This window comes from Micrococcus terreus, from assembly GCF_900116905.1.
Taxonomy (GTDB): Bacteria; Actinomycetota; Actinomycetes; order Actinomycetales; family Micrococcaceae; genus Citricoccus; species Citricoccus terreus.
In genome coordinates, this window is the sequence record NZ_FPCG01000003.1 from 265,465 (window position 1) to 281,078 (window position 15,614).

Sequence of the window (15,614 nt, forward strand, 5' to 3'; positions counted from 1 at the left end):
CCTGTCAGCCGGAGATCCGGGAGGCCAGCCGTGCGGTCTGGTCCGGGGTCAGCACCGCTGCGGGGTGGGGGCCAGCGCCCAGCAGGTCCGCGCGCAGGTCGTTCAGCTGCTCGGTGTGTGCGGGCGCCAGCGCGGGGCCGGCGGCGAGCACCAGGTTCCCGGCCTCGCGCCGCTCGATCAGGTTCGCGTCGGCCAGCGTCCACGCGCCGCTGAGCCCCGCACCCGCGGCAGCCTGGTCCAGGCCGGCGGCCTGCCTGGCGTAGAACCGGTGGCCGTTGTCGTCACCCACGTTGACCAGCAGCAGCCCTCGCTCGGTCAGGGCACCCAGCAGCACGGCGTAGAAGTCCGTCCCGGTCAGATGCTCCACCTCACCCTCGCCGGTGTAGATGTCCAGCACCACGGCGTCGAACAGACGGGGGCTCAAAGCGGCGAGTTCGACACGCGCGTCCCCGATCACCACCTCCAACTCCGTCCCCTCCGGCAGCGGCAGCTCGGTGATCACCAGGGACGGCAGCTCGCGTTCCAGCTCCACCGTCACCTGGTCCGACCCCGGTCGCGTGGCCTGCACATACCGGGGAAGCGTGAGCGCCCCGGCCCCCAGGTGCAGGACGCTGATCGGCTCGCCCAGCGGGAACGAGTGGTCGAGCAGCGCCGCCATCCGAGCCAGGTACTCGTACCGGATCCGGGTGGGCTCGGCCAGGTCCACGTGGGACTGGATCATCCCCCCGATCTCCAGCACCCAGCCGTCGTCATGCTCATCCGGGACGATCCGCGCCTGCTGTCCGGACACGCTGAGCTGCACGGTGCGGCCGGAGGGTGAGGGGGCGGCGGGCGGCGGAGGAGATGGAGGGCAGACCATGGGTCCATTCTTCCGTTACGCTGAGCCGCGTGAGCACCGCTCTGGAGATCCACTACCCCTTCACGGGCCGCTGGCTGGTGCAGAACAGTCCGGCGAACCGGGTTCCCAGCCACGGCACGGAGCTGTTCGCCACGGCACATGCCATCGACTTCGTCCCGGTGGATGAGCAGGGCCGCACGGCTTCGGTGCGGCTGCGGTCTCTGGTCCGCACCGAACCGCCGGAGTCCTTCCCGGGCTTCGGCGCGCCGATCCTGGCCCCGGTTGCCGGGACAGTGGTCTCCGCGCATGACTCCGTGCCGGACCACCATGCCCACCGCGGGCTGCCCTCCCTGAGCTACGCCCTGACCCAGCGACGCCGACTGGCTGACGGCTGGGCCGGGCTGGCCGGGAACCACGTGATCATCCGGGTGTCCGAGCGCGGCACGTTCGTGGCACTGTGCCACCTGCAGCGGGGCAGCGTCCGGGTGTCGGTGGGGGAGATCGTCCGGACCGGTCAGCCGGTGGGTGCCTGCGGGAACTCCGGCAACAGCACCGAGCCGCACCTGCACCTGCAGGCCCAGGACGCCCCTGACCCTGCCGCGGCTGCGGCCGTGCCGTTCACCCTCCAGGGGTCAGTGCCGCGCAACGGGCAGATCGTCCACGTTCCCTGACCCGAGGCGGCGCTCAGCCGCCGATCTCTGCGGGCGTGGACCAGCCGTCGTCGGGATCTGCCGGAAGGTCCTTGAGCACCTTCGCGGGCACGCCAGCGGCCACGCTGTCGGCCGGGATGTCCTTCACGACGACGGCCCCCGCGCCGATCACGGAATTCTCACCGATGGTGACGCCAGGGCCGACGATCACCCCGCCGCCGAGCCAGACGTTGTCCTCGATGGTGATGGGGGCGCTGCCCTCCCACTTGTCCCGGCGGGGGCCGGCCTCGAGCGGGTGGGTGGCGGTGAGCAGCTGCACGTGCGGGCCGAACTGGCAGTCCGCGCCGATCCGCACCGGGGCGATGTCCAGCACCGTGAAGCCGAAGTTGGCGAAGGTGCGCGCGCCAATGCTGATGTACCGGCCGTAGTCCACGTGGAACGGGGGACGGATCTCGATGCCCTCGCCGGCGTGGCCGAGCAGCTCCTGGAGGATGCGGCGGCGCTCGGCACGGTCCGTGATGGAGCTGGCGTTGTACCGCTCGGTCAGCAGCTGGGCGCGCGTGGAGAGCTCACCGAGCTCCGGATCCAGGGCGATGTACGCCTCTCCGGCCTCCATCCGCTCACGCATGGACCGGCCATTGGGACGGTAGGGGTTCGTGGGGGTGGGGGGTGTGCCGGCGGCGTCGGTGCCAGTCAGGGGGCTCATGGTCCCACCCTACGGAGCGTTCGGGCCTCGTTCACAGCGTGTGGCTGGGATTCCGCGGTCGAGGACCACCGTCACCACGGATTCTCAGCCACACGTTGTCCTCGGCGGTCACGAGAACAGCTGCTGGACCAGTGCGATGACTCTGACGAACCCGTTGTTCAAGTCCTCATGCGTCACACGGATCACCCGCCACCCGTGGCTCTGGAACCACGCGTCCCGTCGAGCGTCAATGGCCTGCTGTGCGCGAGTCAGGTGGTGGCCGCCGTCGTACTGCAACGCGATTCTCCATTGTGGATAGGCGAGGTCTGCGGTGAACGGCGCCCCCGGTGCGGGCGAGACCTGCAGCTCCGGCTCTGGGAGTCCCGCGCCCACGAGAGCGAGCCGCAGCGCCGTCTCCGGGGATGAATCGGCGCCGACTGGGATCAGGCCCAGTGCCGCTCGGGCCAGCCGGACGCCCTTGAAGGTGCCGATGGTCGAGAGCTCCTGGTCGAGTCGTGCCGGTGTGGTCAGAGGGGAGTGCCTGATTCCGTTGACCCAGGGGGAATGCACAAGATGGTCACCGGCCGCCACCAGATCGATCAGCTGCCCGTCGTCCATCATCGCCGCCAGATCCAACCACGCCCGCTCCGGTGTGACCGCGGGAACGTCGAAGCGGACGCTGCGATGTCGCTCAGGCAGTGGACGGCGGTGGCCGACGACTCCCGCGCGCTGGGCCCGGCGACGCTGGTCTGGGCCGGTGAGATGAACTCGCGGGTCGCCGGCCAGGGCTGGGGGCAAGGGCACTCCATAGAGATGCGCGGCGGTGGTGTGGGAGACGAAGCCTCCGCAGACCTGGGTGAGGGCGGCCAGCGATGCGGTGTCCAGCCCGTGAGGCGGTTCGTCGAGCCGCAGATAGGACCACGGCATCTCCGGGAACAGGGAGGACCGATACAGGCCGTGAGAGACGCGCCGCAGATCCGACCTCTGGAGGCGTTCATCCGAGACGTCAGCGGCTCGGGCCGCGGCACGCGTGAGGTGGGCGCGCCGGATGATGGGAGGCAGAGGTCTGCGAGCAGTCATGGACTCACCGTGCCGGGTGGAGGTTCGCCGGGACGACCTGCAGGGGGCAGCTGTGGAGAGGCGGCTGCTCTGGAGCACCTGTGGAGGAACGACGGGAGGTCTCCAGGGCATCCTCGTGGAGAGTGTGGCTTGAAATCCGCGGTTGCAGACCGAAGGACCTGTGATGTCAAGCCACACGGTGGACGTGGGGCGAGGAACCCGCATCAGGCGTCTGCGCCGGGGGAGCATCTGGCCGCGGAACGCTGGGGCGGGGGAGAATGCGGGGATGGACACCGATCATGGCACCCCGGACCACGTCGCCGGCACCCCGGACACCGATTCAGACGCCAGCACACCGGCCCCGGAGCCGCGCACACCGACCGGCAGCGTCGAGACCACGAAGGCCGGGCCCCTGCTCCACCTGGCGCGCGAACTGCAGCATCCGCCCACCGTGGTCTGGGACCACCTGACGGACCCGACCCTGCTGGGTGGCTGGTATGGCACCTGGACGGGAGAGCCGTCGTCGGGAAGCGTACAGCTGGCCATGGTGGAGGCGCCGGACAGCCCCGGCGAGTGCCGCATCCGCCGCTGCGAGCGCGGGCACGCGCTCGAGGTGACGCTGGCGGACCCGGAGGGCAACGCATGGCAGCTGGACCTGGGGCTGGCAGAGCGTCCCGACGGCGGCACTCACCTGACCTTCCAGCAGTCACTGGGCGGGTTCGAGGGCATGGCGGCCGATGTGGGTCCGGGGTGGGAGTACTATCTGGACCGCCTGGCGGCGTCCCTGGACGGGCGCGATGTGGAATCCGTGGTGTGGGAGGCGTACTGGCCGCACCAGCGTGAGCACTACGCGGTGGGCTCGCCCGGCCGGGCAGACTCCTCCGACTGACCCTCCGCTGTGGACCCGGCATCGTCCTCCGGTCCCAGCAGGGAGCGGGGCATGAACGGGGTGCCGGTGGAGACGTCGTCGTCCAGGGCGTCGATCGCCCACAGCGAGTCCGCCTCAGCCAGCCAGGGCGTGCGCGGACGGGTGACGGGGGCGTCCTCACGGGCGGCCTCGGCCACCGTCCGGGCGGTGGTGCGGGCGGCCACGGTCTGCTCATCCAGGAACTTCAGCACCCCGGTGTGCCGGGTCCGCAGCTGCAGCACGTCCCAGGCGGGCAGCCCGGCGGCGAGCTGACGGGCGCGCAGCAGCTCGGCGTCGAACGCGGCGCCGGCCACCAGCACGATGAACCCTGCCCACACGAGCACCAGCACCGTGATCACGCCGTTCAGCGTCCCCAGTACGCGGTCAAATGCCCCGAAGGACTCCGCGAGCCAGCCCAGGATGACCGTGGCGGCGAACAGCAGCACCACGGTCACCACGCCCCCGGCGGACATCAGCCGGTAGTGCGGCAGCTTCACGTTCGGGCCCCGGTAGTACGCCAGGGAGACGGTGAAGATCAGGATCGCCAGGATCACCGGCCACTTCAGCGCGTTCCACGTGGCCACGGACTCGGCGGTGAACCCGAGCACCCGCCCGAGCCGTTCGGAGAACTCGCCGCCGATCACCACCAGCGTCAGGGTGGCGATCATCCCGAGCATCAGCACCAGGGTCTCCAGCGCCACCACGGTGCGGAACCACAGGAACTGCCGTCCCTCGCGGGTGTCGTGGATGCGGTGCATGGCCCGGTGGAACGAGGCCACGGCGTTGGACGCGGAGATCAGTGCGCCCACCAGGCCCAGCACCACGCCGAGCACGCCGCCGGAGGTGTTGGCCAGGGCGAGCAGCGCACCGGCTGCCACCTGCGGGTCCACGCCGGGGATCAGCTCGTGGATCAGCTGCGCGCCGGTGTGGACGGTCTCGTCGGCCATGCCCACCAGGGAGACCATGGACACCATCGCCACCAGGGCCGGCAGCAGGGAGAGCATGGAGTAGAAGGTCATCGACGCCGCCACGTCCCACACCTGCAGGTCCACCAGGCGCATGACGGTCCGCCGGATCACGTAGGCCTGGGACACCCGAGGTTCGCGGTAGGTGCGGGCGGGGCGCTCGCGGCGGAACAGGCGGCTGGGCATGCTTCGAGGGTAGCCGGGTCCTGCGTGCGGCACCGTGATCGAAGTGCCAGGATGGACGGACGAGAACGGACCAGTCGAAGGGGAACACATGTCCATCCGCACCAGCCACCGCACCCGCTCCGCCCGCATCGGAAGGACCGCCTCCCTGGGACTGGTCGCCGCGCTCGCTGCCTGGGGCCTGACCGCCTGCACGGTCACCTCCGGAGAGGAGTCCTCGCAGAGCCCGACGACGGCCACCACCTCGGCCGCGGAGGGCACCTCCCCCAGCGGCTCGCCCAGCGAGTCCTCGACGTCCCCGACCTCCGCCTCCGAGTCACCGTCCGCGTCGGCCTCGCCCTCGGAGTCCTCCACCGGATCCGGTCAGGCGGCCGGTGTGATGAGCCTGGACCAGCTCGGCGAGGCCCTGCTGGACGAGGAGAGCTTCCCGGTGGCGGACTCGGTGACCCGTGAGGACACCCGGGTGGAGTCGGCGCCGTTCACCATGTACGTCAACCTCAACGGGTTCACGCCGGAGGGGGAGTGCGCCACCGCCCTGGAGAAGGTCAACACGTTCGAGGCCCCGAAGTCCTCCGCTGTGGCCTCGACCTACACCACGGACCTGCAGCCGAGCGGCGACTCCGAGGCGGCCACCGTGCAGTTCATGGCCGTGACCACCCAGAGCGCCATGGACGCCATGTCCGTCTACTCGGAGATCCCCGAGGCCTGCGGCACCCTGCAGGGCGATGAGGGCACCGGCGCCACCGCCACGTTCTCACCCGTGGAGCTCGGCTCCGGCGCCGAGGACGTGCACGCCATGGAGCTGCGCATCGAGGCCCCCGACGGACAGGAGCAGACCATCGTGATCGGTGGACGCTCCGAGGGACGCAACCACCTGTATGCGGTGCTGTCCGTGGCAGATCTGGAGGACGCCCAGTCCATCCTGACCGCTCAGGGGGAGCGGTTCGACCAGGCCCTGGAGCAGCTGGACTCCTGAGACCAAGACGGCCCCGCGCCTGGCCGGTGATGAACCGGTCAGGCGAGGGGCCGTCGTCGGGAAGGGCCTGTTCAGAGGTCGATGTCCGTGGGGTGCAGCACCCGCGCCAGGAAGTCCTGGGTCCGCTCCTGCTGGGGATCGCCGATCACCTGAGCGGCCGGGCCCTCCTCCACCACCACGCCGCCGTCCATGAAGACCACGCGGTCGGCCACCTCGCGGGCGAAGCCCATCTCGTGGGTGACCACCAGCATGGTCATGCCCACCTTGGCCAGGCGGCGCATCACGGAGAGCACCTCGCCCACGGTCTCGGGGTCCAGAGCTGAGGTCGGCTCGTCGAAGAGCATCAGCTGCGGGTCCATGGATAGCGCCCGGGCGATCGCCACGCGCTGCTGCTGACCGCCGGAGAGCTGGTCCGGATAGCGGGTCTCCATCTCGGAGAGCCCCACGCGCTCCAGGTTGGTCCGGGCCACCTGTTCGGCCTCGGCCTGCGAGCGGTTGAGGACCTTGCGCTGGGCGATGGTGCAGTTCTCCAGCACGGTCAGGTGCGGGAACAGGTTGAACTGCTGGAAGACCATGCCCACGTGGCGGCGCATGGTGTCCAGGTCCACGTCCGGGTCGGTGACCTCGAACCCGCCCACGGTGACGGTGCCGGAGTCGGGCACCTCCAGCAGGTTCACGCAGCGCAGCAGGGTGGACTTGCCGGAGCCGGACGGCCCGATCAGGCAGACCACCTCGCCGGGGGCCACCTGAAGGTCGATCCCGCGCAGCACGTGGTTGTCCCCGAAGGACTTGTTGAGCCCGACGACGTCCACGCCGGTGGCCTCGAAGGTCGCCTTGGCCTCCGCCTCAGCGGGGGAGGCGGCGGCGTCGGTGCCGGTCTGGGGGCGGACGGGGACCTGCTGCTCGGGCGTGCCGGGGGTGCCCGGAGTGCTCTCAGGAGTGGTGCTCATGGCTCACGCGTCCTTTCGGGTGGCTCGGGAGGGCCGGGCGGACCGGGACTCGAAGCGGCGGGCCAGCAGGGAGAGCGGCACGGTGATGATCAGGTACATCAGGCCGGCCACCAGCACGGGGGTCAGTCCGGCGCCGAGCGCGGTGATGCCGTCGCGGCCGAACTTGGTCAGCTCATACTCGTGCGCGGCCAGTCCCAGCACGTAGACCAGGGAGGAGTCCTTGGTGAGCAGGATGACCTCGTTGGTCAGCGGGGGCAGGACCAGGCGGAAGGCCTGCGGGATGACGATGGTCAGCATGGCCCGCCAGCCGGGCATGCCCAGGGAGCGTGCGGCTTCGTACTGGCCCATGGGCACGGCCTGCAGCCCGGCGCGCAGGGTCTCGGAGATGTAGGCGGCCGAGACCATGCCCAGCGCAGCCATCACCACCACCGGGATGGGCCACTGCACGCCGAAGGCGATCGGCACCCCGTACCCGAAGGCGATGAACACCAACAGGGCGGGCACGCCGCGGAAGAACTCGGTGTAGGCGGTGGCGATCCACCGGTAGGGGGCGAAGGAGCTCATCCGCATCAGGGCCAGGACGATGCCGCCGATCAGGCCCACGATGAACGAGGTGACCGTGTACAGCAGGGTGTTGCCCAGCCCGACCAGGATCACGTCCGGGAACATCGGGCCGATCGCGGCGAAGTTGAAGACGGAGGTGCCCAGGGTCTCCCAGTCCATGGCCAGCAGGATCGCGGCGATCACGGCCACGAACACGGCGGCCTGGATGCCGATGGAGATCTGGCGGCGGCGTTTGGCCCGTCCGGGGCGGGGTCGGGTGGCGCTGGTCTCGGCCGGTGCGCTCGGGCTGGATGCGGTGCTCACTGGCCGTCCTCCTCGGTGTCGGTGCTCTCGGATCCGGCCGCGGCGCCGGACTGGGTGATGTGGGCGTCAGCGGCCTCCTGGCCGAACCACTTGGTGCGCAGCTCGTACAGGGTGCCGTCCTCCTCCATCTCGGTCAGGGACCGGTTGACGGCCGAGAGCAGCAGGGAGTTCTCGGGGCCGACGCCGATCCCCAGAGACTCCCCGGTGTCGAAGGAGTCCACCACGGAGAAGCGCTCATCGTCCTTGAGGCCGTAGAGGATGACGGACTGGTTGCCCAGCAGGGCGTCCACGGTGCCGGCCTTGAGGGCCTCCAGCTGCATGCCGCCGTCCTCGAACTGCACGGTGTTCAGGCCCTGTTCCTCGGCGTAGGCCTCACCGGTGGTGGCGGCCTGCACGCCCACGCGTTTGCCCTGGGCGGAGTCGATGTCGGTGATCCCGGAGTCCTTGCCGGACACCAGGACCAGGTCATCGTCCAGGTAGGGCAGGCTGAAGCCCATCAGACGCTGGCGTTCTTCGGTGATGGAGATCGAGGACTGGTTCAGGTCGCAGCCGGAGAGGGACGCTCCGGACTCGATCCCCTCGAAGGAGGTGTCCACCACGTTCAGCCGCACCCCGAGGTCGTCGGCGATCCGCTGCGCGATGTCGATGTCATACCCCACCAGGGTGTTGCCCTCGAAGAACTCGAAGGGCGGGTAGGGGACGTCCGCGCAGACGGAGAGCTGGTCGGGGTTGAGCAGTGGGACGGTGGTGGTCTTCTCGGCGATCGTGTCCGAACCGGTGCCGTCGGCGGCGGGCCCGAGCACGGCGCATCCGCTCAGCGCGAGCGCACCCAGTCCCATCGCGGCCACGGCGGTCAGCCGGGGTCGTGTGGCGGTCATGGAGTTGCCTTCCCATGGGGCAGTGACCCCGCGCGGGAGTGGCAGGGCGTGTCAAGGGCCTCATGATAGGCCAGAGTGGATGGTGACCGGTATCTCAGACCAGCGAGGGGGACTCTCTGTGACCATGAACGTCTCTTCCGGCCGACGGCCTCTCCGCACCACCACCGCGCTGTGCATCGCCTCTGCCCACCGGCTCCAGGATGCGGCACCTCGCCTGCTCCTCCCACAGCCGGAATATCTCAGCCTCACTCAGGGTTGAGTTGAGTAGACTCAAGTTTGAGTGGAACACTGTGAATCGTTGACTGATCAGCCCGCGGACGGGCTGGAAGGAGCATGCTGTGGACGCCAAGTTCACCACCAAGAGCCAGGAGGCTCTCTCGGCTGCGGCCATGAACGCCTCCACTGCAGGCAACCCCCAGATCGAGCCCGCCCATCTGCTCAAGGCGCTGATGGACCAGCGGGAGTCGGTCGCCGTTGCGGTGCTCAAGGCCGCCGGTGCTGACCCGGATGTGGTCTCCACCGCCGCCAGCACCGCCATCCGTGCACTGCCCTCCACCTCCGGGTCCTCCGTGGCCCAGGCCCAGCTCTCTCGGCAGGGCGTTCAGGTGGTCCAGGCCGCGCGCCAGCAGGCCGAGGCCATGGGGGACGACTACGTCTCCACCGAGCACCTGCTGCTCGGCCTGGCCGCAGACGCCGGAGCCGCCGGTGAGGCCCTGCGTGACGCCGGTGCCACCCCGGATGCGCTGAGCTCTGCGGTGAAGCAGGTCCGCGGGGACACCCGGGTGAGCACGCCGGACCCGGAGAACACCTTCCAGTCCCTGGAGAAGTTCGGCACGGATCTGACCGAGGTGGCCCGTTCGGGCAAGCTGGACCCGGTCATCGGCCGTGATGCCGAGATCCGCCGGGTCATCCAGGTCCTCTCCCGCCGCACCAAGAACAACCCGGTGCTGATCGGTGAGCCCGGTGTGGGCAAGACCGCCGTGGTCGAGGGCCTGGCCCAGCGCATGGTGGCCGGCGATGTGCCCGAGTCCCTGCGCGGCAAGACCCTGATCTCCCTGGACCTGAGCGCCATGATCGCCGGGGCCAAGTACCGCGGTGAGTTCGAGGAGCGCCTGAAGGCCGTGCTGGAGGAGATCAAGGCCTCTGACGGCCAGATCGTCACCTTCATCGACGAGATCCACACCGTGGTCGGCGCCGGTGCCTCCGAGGGCGCCATGGACGCCGGCAACATGCTCAAGCCCATGCTGGCCCGCGGCGAGCTGCGGCTGATCGGGGCCACCACCCTGGATGAGTACCGCGAGAACATCGAGAAGGACCCGGCCCTGGAGCGTCGCTTCCAGCAGGTCTACGTGGGTGAGCCCAGCGTGGATGACACCATCGCCATCCTGCGTGGACTCAAGGAACGCTACGAGGCCCACCACAAGGTGGCCATCGCCGACTCCGCCCTGGTGGCCGCGGCGAACCTGTCCCACCGGTACATCTCCGGCCGGCAGCTGCCGGACAAGGCGATCGACCTGGTGGACGAGGCCGCCTCTCGGCTGCGCATGGAGATCGACTCCGCCCCGGAGGAGATCGACCAGCTGCGCCGTTCGGTGGACCGGCTGACCATGGAGGAGCTGGCCCTGCAGGACGAGACCGACCCCGCCTCGGTGGAGCGTCTGGCCGCCCTGCGTGAGGAGATGGCCAACCAGAAGGAGCAGCTGGCCGGCCTCACCGCGCAGTGGGAGCAGGAGAAGGCCTCGCTGAACCAGTCCGGTGACCTGCGCGTGAAGCTGGACGAGCTGCGCTCTGCGGCCGAGAAGGCCCAGCGTGACGGTGACCTGGCCGAGGCCTCGCGCATCCTCTACGGGGAGATCCCGGCCCTGGAGCAGCAGCTGCAGGACGCCGACGCCGCGCAGTCCCAGACCGCACAGTCGGAGTCGTCCATGGTCTCCGAGGAGGTCACCGCCGACGACATCGCCGAGGTGATCTCCGCCTGGACCGGCATCCCCGCCGGTCGGATGATGCAGTCCGAGCAGGACAAGTTGCTGACCATGGAGGACCACCTGGGGGAGCGGCTGATCGGCCAGCGTGCCGCCGTGGCCTCCGTCTCCGATGCCGTGCGCCGGGCGCGGGCCGGCATCTCGGATCCGGACCGGCCCACCGGCTCGTTCCTGTTCCTGGGCCCCACGGGCGTGGGCAAGACCGAGCTGGCCAAGGCGCTGGCGGAGTTCCTCTTCGACGACGACCACGCCATGGTGCGGATCGACATGTCCGAGTACTCGGAGAAGCATGCCGTCTCGCGTCTGGTCGGTGCCCCTCCCGGGTACGTGGGCTATGACGAGGGCGGCCAGCTGACCGAGGCCGTGCGGCGCCGTCCGTACTCGGTGGTGCTGCTGGACGAGGTGGAGAAGGCCCACCCGGAGGTCTTCGACATCCTGCTCCAGGTGCTCGACGACGGCCGCCTCACCGATGGACAGGGCCGCACCGTGGACTTCCGCAACGTGATCCTGATCCTCACCTCCAACCTGGGCTCCCCGTTCCTGGTGGACCCCACCCTGAGCGAGCAGGAGAAGAAGGACGCGGTGATGAAGGTGGTCAACGCCTCCTTCAAGCCCGAATTCCTGAACCGGCTGGATGACATCATCCAGTTCGACCCGCTGAGCATCGAGGACCTGACGGAGATCGTGGACCTGCAGGTGCAGTCACTGGGCCGCCGCCTCTCCGAGCGCCGGCTGACCCTGGAGGTCACCCCGGCCGCCCGTGAGTGGCTGGCCCTGACCGGCTATGACCCGGCCTTCGGTGCCCGCCCGCTGCGCCGGCTGGTGCAGCGCGAGATCGGGGACCGGCTGGCCCGGGCTCTGCTCTCCGGGACGATCCAGGACGGGGACACCGTGCTGGTGGACCGCGAGGAGGACACCCTGAGCGTCACCCGCGCCGGCTGAGCCCGATCACCGGTGACGCACACGGCGCCGCCACCCTGACTGGACACTCCAGACCAGGGTGACGGCGCCGTCGTCGTACGGGTGGTTCCTGCGGAATCAGCAGGACTTCGGCGTGCCGGACTTGCCAGCGGAGCACTTGCTGTTGATCAGCGAGGTGTCATACATGAACGTGCCGATGATGTTGGCTGTGGCTCGAGCCGAGTGCGTCAGCGAGGTGATGGAGACGTTGTCGATGTCGTCCTCGGGGGTGTGGTAGTTGTCGTCGTAGTAGGACAGCAGGCCCGTGGCGGGGATGCCCGAGGCCACGAACGGCGCATAGTCCGAGTTGTTGCCGTTGCCGGCCGGACCGTACTCGTGGCCGTCCCGCTCCAGCTGATCCTGCAGCAGGCTCTCCGCGCCGAGCGAGAAGTCGCCCTGCAGTACGCCCATGGTGTTCTGATGGTCCAGCGGGGCCACCATGTCCAGGTTCACGTACATGGCGATGGCCTCACGCTCGGCCGGGGTCAGGGACTCGACGTAGTGGGCCGCGCCCAGCAGGCCGATCTCCTCAGCGCCCCACAGGGCGAAGCGGACCTTGTTGTTGACCTTGTTCGCCTTCGCGGCCTGACGGGCCACCTCCAGAGCCACCACGGAGCCCGAGGCGTTGTCATGGATGCCCGGCCCCTCCGGCACGCCGTCCAGGTGCGCGCCGAGCATGACCACATTGTCCTCACGGCCGGTCCGGGTCTCGGCCAGGATGTTCACCGTGGGACGCTGCTCGGTGAGCTGGTCCAGATCCAGGGAGAGCGTCACCGGGCCCTGCTGCAGCTGGCCCAGCAGCTCCTGACCCACCGCGCGGGTCACGCCGATGGTGCCGACATAGTCCTGCGAGGGCTCACCCAGGGTGCCGTTCAGCGGCCCCTCGGCGTTGTTGTAGATGATGACCGCCTCAGCTCCGAGACCGGCCGCGGTCACGGACTTCTGAGCGAATGGGCAGTCGCCGCGCGAGACCAAGGCCACCTTGCCCGTCAGATCCGCGTTGCCCCAGGAGGCGGTGGTGCAGCCGAGGGGATCGCTGGGAGCGGCCACCTGCGCCTGGCTGGCCTGGGCCGAGGGGGAGTAGGTGAACACCGTGTGGGCCAGGTCCTGCTCCACCGGGGTGTGCTGGGTCAGCTCGGCGCGCAGCGTCTCGGTGTAGGTGATCTCGAACTCCTGGAGCTCGACGTCATAGCCAGCCTTCTCCAGCTCGCTCACCGCATAGTCCACCGAGGCGTCATAGCCCGGGGTGCCGGCGGCACGGTTGCCGTGCTCCTCGGCGATGTCCGCCAGAGCCCGGATGTCCTGCTCCAGGTTCGTGGAGCTGATGGAGCGCACCAGCTTCTCCGGACTGTTCGGGTTCCCTCCGGCCCGATGGTCCGGGGTCTGCGAGGCCGCTGCTGCGGTGGGCGCCGCAGCGAGCGAGACAGGTTGGGCCAGCGCCGTGGGGGCACTGATCAGGGAGGCGGCCAGGACACTGGCGGCCAGGAAGGTCGATGAACGACGCATGGGATCACAGCTTTCCGTTTCAGGGGAGTGATGTGAAACACACCCTAAACGGGAGAGCGGACCCGGTGAAGAGTCGGCGTCAGCCGTCCGAGGGGCTGGGCGAGGCCGACGGCGTCGGTGATGCTGACGCCGACGGTGTGGGGGACGGCTCCACCACGGGGGTCTCCACCAGGGACGCCGTCAGGGTGCCCTGCAGGGCGTGGGCCACGCAGTCCACGCGGCGGTCGCCCTCCTCCCAGGTGGCCTGGTTGGGATGGGAGATCTCGATCCGCACCTGGGCCTGCGGGGACCCGGTCAGGGGCACCTGGCCGCAGAACTCCTCGGCCGGTCCGCGCATCCCGCCCTCCGGGAAGGAGGCCGACTCCGGCCACGTCTTACGAGCGATCAGCTGGGCCTGGTGGGCCTTCTCACACTCGACCACAGTGGAGGCGGACTCGATGTCCTCGAAGTCCGTCAGGCAGTCCCCGGGCACCTGCTGCGCGGCCGGCACGGCGCGCGCCACGATCCCGTCCACCCCGGGGGAGGGATTGCGGGAGACCGAGGCCTCCGGGGTGGGCGCGGTCCGGGAGGAGGACTGCAGCCACGGCACCAGCAGGGCGCCGAGCAGCACCAGGGCCGCCACCGCGGCGACCACCACCCAACCGGCCACGCGCCGCCGAGGTGCGGGGCCGTCGTCGTGATGGTCCTCCTGCCGGTCCTGGGGGCCGGGGTCCCCGGATGGGCGCGGAGGCAGATAGGGCGAGGGGGTCTCGTCCGGAGTGCTGCGAGGTTCCATGGGTGCCGGGATCCTTCCTGGCCTGGAGGGGCGGTGGGGGCGGCGGCGAGGGGGCCTGAAACATGTTAACCTAGGGAGCACGAACCATCATGATCAGTGCGCACTCCCGCCCAGCCATGCCTAGACGCTGACGGCGCAGGAGTCCGAGAACAAAGGGGGTCACGCTCATGGGGCGCGGCCGTCAAAAGGCAAAGGCAACCAAGCAGGCCCGGGATATGAAGTACTTCTCCCCGGCCACTGATCTGTCGGCTCTTGAACGTGAGCTGGCCGGCGGAAGCGGGTCCCGCGGAGGCGACTATTCCGCCGTCGGGGACGGCTCGGACGAGTTCGAGTACAGCGACTACGCCGACAAGTATGCGGACTACGTCCCTGAGGACGGCGATGACCGCTGACCGGATCCATCTCCGGTGAGCCACCCGTCCGACCCCGCTGAGACCGCAGCTGCAGGTCAGACCCAGGGTCCCACCACACCACCGTCGAACCCCTCGCCCCGTTGGAGCGAGGGGTTCGACGCGCTTCACCCCGCCGCCAACGGCCACCGGGCCGCACTGCGGTCCATCGCCCGCGTGGTGGAGGACACCGCGCCCCTGCAGGACGAGTCCGAGGCTCGGGCGGGGATCCTGGAGCTGCTGCGCGAGCACCGACCGCTGGTGATCACCGGCGCCGGGGTCTCCACCGACTCCGGCATCCCGGACTACCGCGGTCCCGAGGGCTCCCTGCGGCGGCACCGGCCGATGACCTACCAGGAGTTCCGGCACGACCCGGGTGCCCGGCACCGGTACTGGGCGCGCTCTTACGTGGGCTGGCGTCAGATGGACGTGGCCGCCCCCAACGCCGCCCACCGGATCCTGGCCGACTGGCAGCGCCGCGGACTGACCGCCGGCCTGATCACCCAGAACGTGGACGGACTGCACGCCGCCGCCGGGACCCCGGAGCTGGTGCCGCTGCACGGTGACCTGGAGACGGTGATCTGCCTGCACTGCGGCGCCGCCGAGGACCGCCGCTCCCTGGACGCCCGGCTGGAGCAGGCCAACCCCGGCTACCTGGACTCGGTCCGGGTGGATCCGAGCCTGGTGAACCCGGACGGGGACATCGAGCTGGACGCCGTCGCGGTGGAGCGGTTCACCATGGTGGGCTGCCTGGTCTGCGGGTCCGAGGAGCTGAAGCCGGACGTGGTGTACTTCGGGGAGTCGGTGCCGGCGGTGCGCAAGCAGGCGGCCGCCGAGGCGTTCGAGCGAGCCGGATCGCTGCTGGCCGTGGGCACCTCACTGGCCGTGATGAGCGGCTTCAAGTTCGTGCTGGACGCCGGGCGCACCGGTAGGCCGGTGGGGCTGATCAACGGCGGGCCCACCCGTGCGGACAGCCGGGCGCAGTGGCGCTGGCGCACCTCGATCATCCCGGCTCTGGAGTGGCTCGACGCCCAGCTCTGAACC

General features: G+C 69.9%; 15 protein-coding genes. 6 read left to right on the forward strand and 9 right to left on the reverse strand.

The annotated features are described in order from the left end of the window. Positions 1-4: 4 nt before the first annotated feature. Positions 5-859, reverse strand: coding sequence for a spermidine synthase (locus BM355_RS05620; RefSeq protein ID WP_091695885.1), 855 nt, complete (start codon positions 857-859; stop codon positions 5-7). A 29-nt stretch (positions 860-888) separates the two neighbouring features. On the opposite strand from BM355_RS05620, the gene BM355_RS05625 reads away from it, so the two are divergent. Continuing rightward, entirely contained in the window at positions 889-1,509 is a 621-nt protein-coding gene (locus tag BM355_RS05625) for a M23 family metallopeptidase (RefSeq protein WP_245760620.1), read from the forward strand. Between the two features lie 13 nt (positions 1,510-1,522). Here the strand turns inward: BM355_RS05625 and BM355_RS05630 are convergent, their stop codons facing one another. Both BM355_RS05630 and BM355_RS05635 read right to left on the reverse strand, forming a co-directional pair. Beyond that, positions 1,523-2,194 carry a sugar O-acetyltransferase gene (locus BM355_RS05630; RefSeq protein WP_425435600.1) on the reverse strand — a complete coding sequence of 224 codons (672 nt, stop codon included), beginning with the start codon at positions 2,192-2,194 and terminating at the stop codon, positions 1,523-1,525. Positions 2,195-2,302: 108 nt separating this feature from the next. Then, the gene (locus BM355_RS05635) at positions 2,303-3,253 is read right to left on the reverse strand and encodes a DUF559 domain-containing protein (protein ID WP_177227851.1); all 951 of its coding nucleotides are present in this window, start codon (positions 3,251-3,253) and stop codon (positions 2,303-2,305) included. 265 nt (positions 3,254-3,518) lie between these two features. Here BM355_RS05635 and BM355_RS05640 point away from each other — a divergent pair, with 265 nt between their 5' ends. Beyond that, positions 3,519-4,121, forward strand: coding sequence for an SRPBCC domain-containing protein (locus BM355_RS05640; protein ID WP_177227852.1), 603 nt, complete (start codon positions 3,519-3,521; stop codon positions 4,119-4,121). On the opposite strand, the gene BM355_RS05645 is transcribed toward BM355_RS05640, so the two are convergent. Continuing rightward, positions 4,079-5,290 (reverse strand): YihY/virulence factor BrkB family protein, encoded by a 1,212-nt coding sequence (locus tag BM355_RS05645; RefSeq protein WP_091695891.1) that lies wholly within the window; start codon positions 5,288-5,290, stop codon positions 4,079-4,081. The genes BM355_RS05640 and BM355_RS05645 overlap by 43 nt on opposite strands. Positions 5,291-5,378: 88 nt before the next feature. Here BM355_RS05645 and BM355_RS05650 point away from each other — a divergent pair, with 88 nt between their 5' ends. Beyond that, on the forward strand, positions 5,379-6,263 hold the full coding sequence (locus BM355_RS05650; RefSeq protein ID WP_091695893.1) for a hypothetical protein: 885 nt from the start codon (positions 5,379-5,381) through the stop codon (positions 6,261-6,263). 71 nt (positions 6,264-6,334) lie between these two features. On the opposite strand, the gene BM355_RS05655 is transcribed toward BM355_RS05650, so the two are convergent. From BM355_RS05655 to BM355_RS05665, 3 genes are all read right to left on the reverse strand, one after another. Further along, entirely contained in the window at positions 6,335-7,213 is an 879-nt protein-coding gene (locus BM355_RS05655) for an amino acid ABC transporter ATP-binding protein (protein ID WP_091695895.1), read from the reverse strand. A 3-nt stretch (positions 7,214-7,216) separates the two neighbouring features. After that, the gene (locus tag BM355_RS05660) at positions 7,217-7,996 is read right to left on the reverse strand and encodes an amino acid ABC transporter permease (RefSeq protein WP_245760633.1); all 780 of its coding nucleotides are present in this window, start codon (positions 7,994-7,996) and stop codon (positions 7,217-7,219) included. A gap of 80 nt (positions 7,997-8,076) precedes the next feature. After that, the gene (locus BM355_RS05665) at positions 8,077-8,958 is read right to left on the reverse strand and encodes an ABC transporter substrate-binding protein (RefSeq protein ID WP_091695899.1); all 882 of its coding nucleotides are present in this window, start codon (positions 8,956-8,958) and stop codon (positions 8,077-8,079) included. A gap of 338 nt (positions 8,959-9,296) precedes the next feature. Between BM355_RS05665 and clpB the strand changes: the two genes are divergently transcribed. After that, positions 9,297-11,882: an ATP-dependent chaperone ClpB gene (gene clpB, locus BM355_RS05670; protein ID WP_091695901.1), complete on the forward strand. Its 2,586-nt coding sequence runs from the start codon at positions 9,297-9,299 to the stop codon at positions 11,880-11,882. A gap of 96 nt (positions 11,883-11,978) precedes the next feature. On the opposite strand, the gene BM355_RS05675 is transcribed toward clpB, so the two are convergent. Next, entirely contained in the window at positions 11,979-13,406 is a 1,428-nt protein-coding gene (locus tag BM355_RS05675; protein ID WP_091695903.1) for a M20/M25/M40 family metallo-hydrolase, read from the reverse strand. Between the two features lie 79 nt (positions 13,407-13,485). Further along, on the reverse strand, positions 13,486-14,181 hold the full coding sequence (locus tag BM355_RS05680; RefSeq protein ID WP_091695905.1) for a hypothetical protein: 696 nt from the start codon (positions 14,179-14,181) through the stop codon (positions 13,486-13,488). Between the two features lie 167 nt (positions 14,182-14,348). Between BM355_RS05680 and BM355_RS05685 the strand changes: the two genes are divergently transcribed. Further along, complete coding sequence (locus BM355_RS05685) at positions 14,349-14,573, forward strand: DUF3073 domain-containing protein (protein ID WP_091695907.1); 225 nt, start codon at positions 14,349-14,351, stop codon at positions 14,571-14,573. Between the two features lie 156 nt (positions 14,574-14,729). Beyond that, complete coding sequence (locus BM355_RS05690; RefSeq protein WP_245760634.1) at positions 14,730-15,611, forward strand: Sir2 family NAD-dependent protein deacetylase; 882 nt, start codon at positions 14,730-14,732, stop codon at positions 15,609-15,611. Positions 15,612-15,614: the final 3 nt, after the last annotated feature.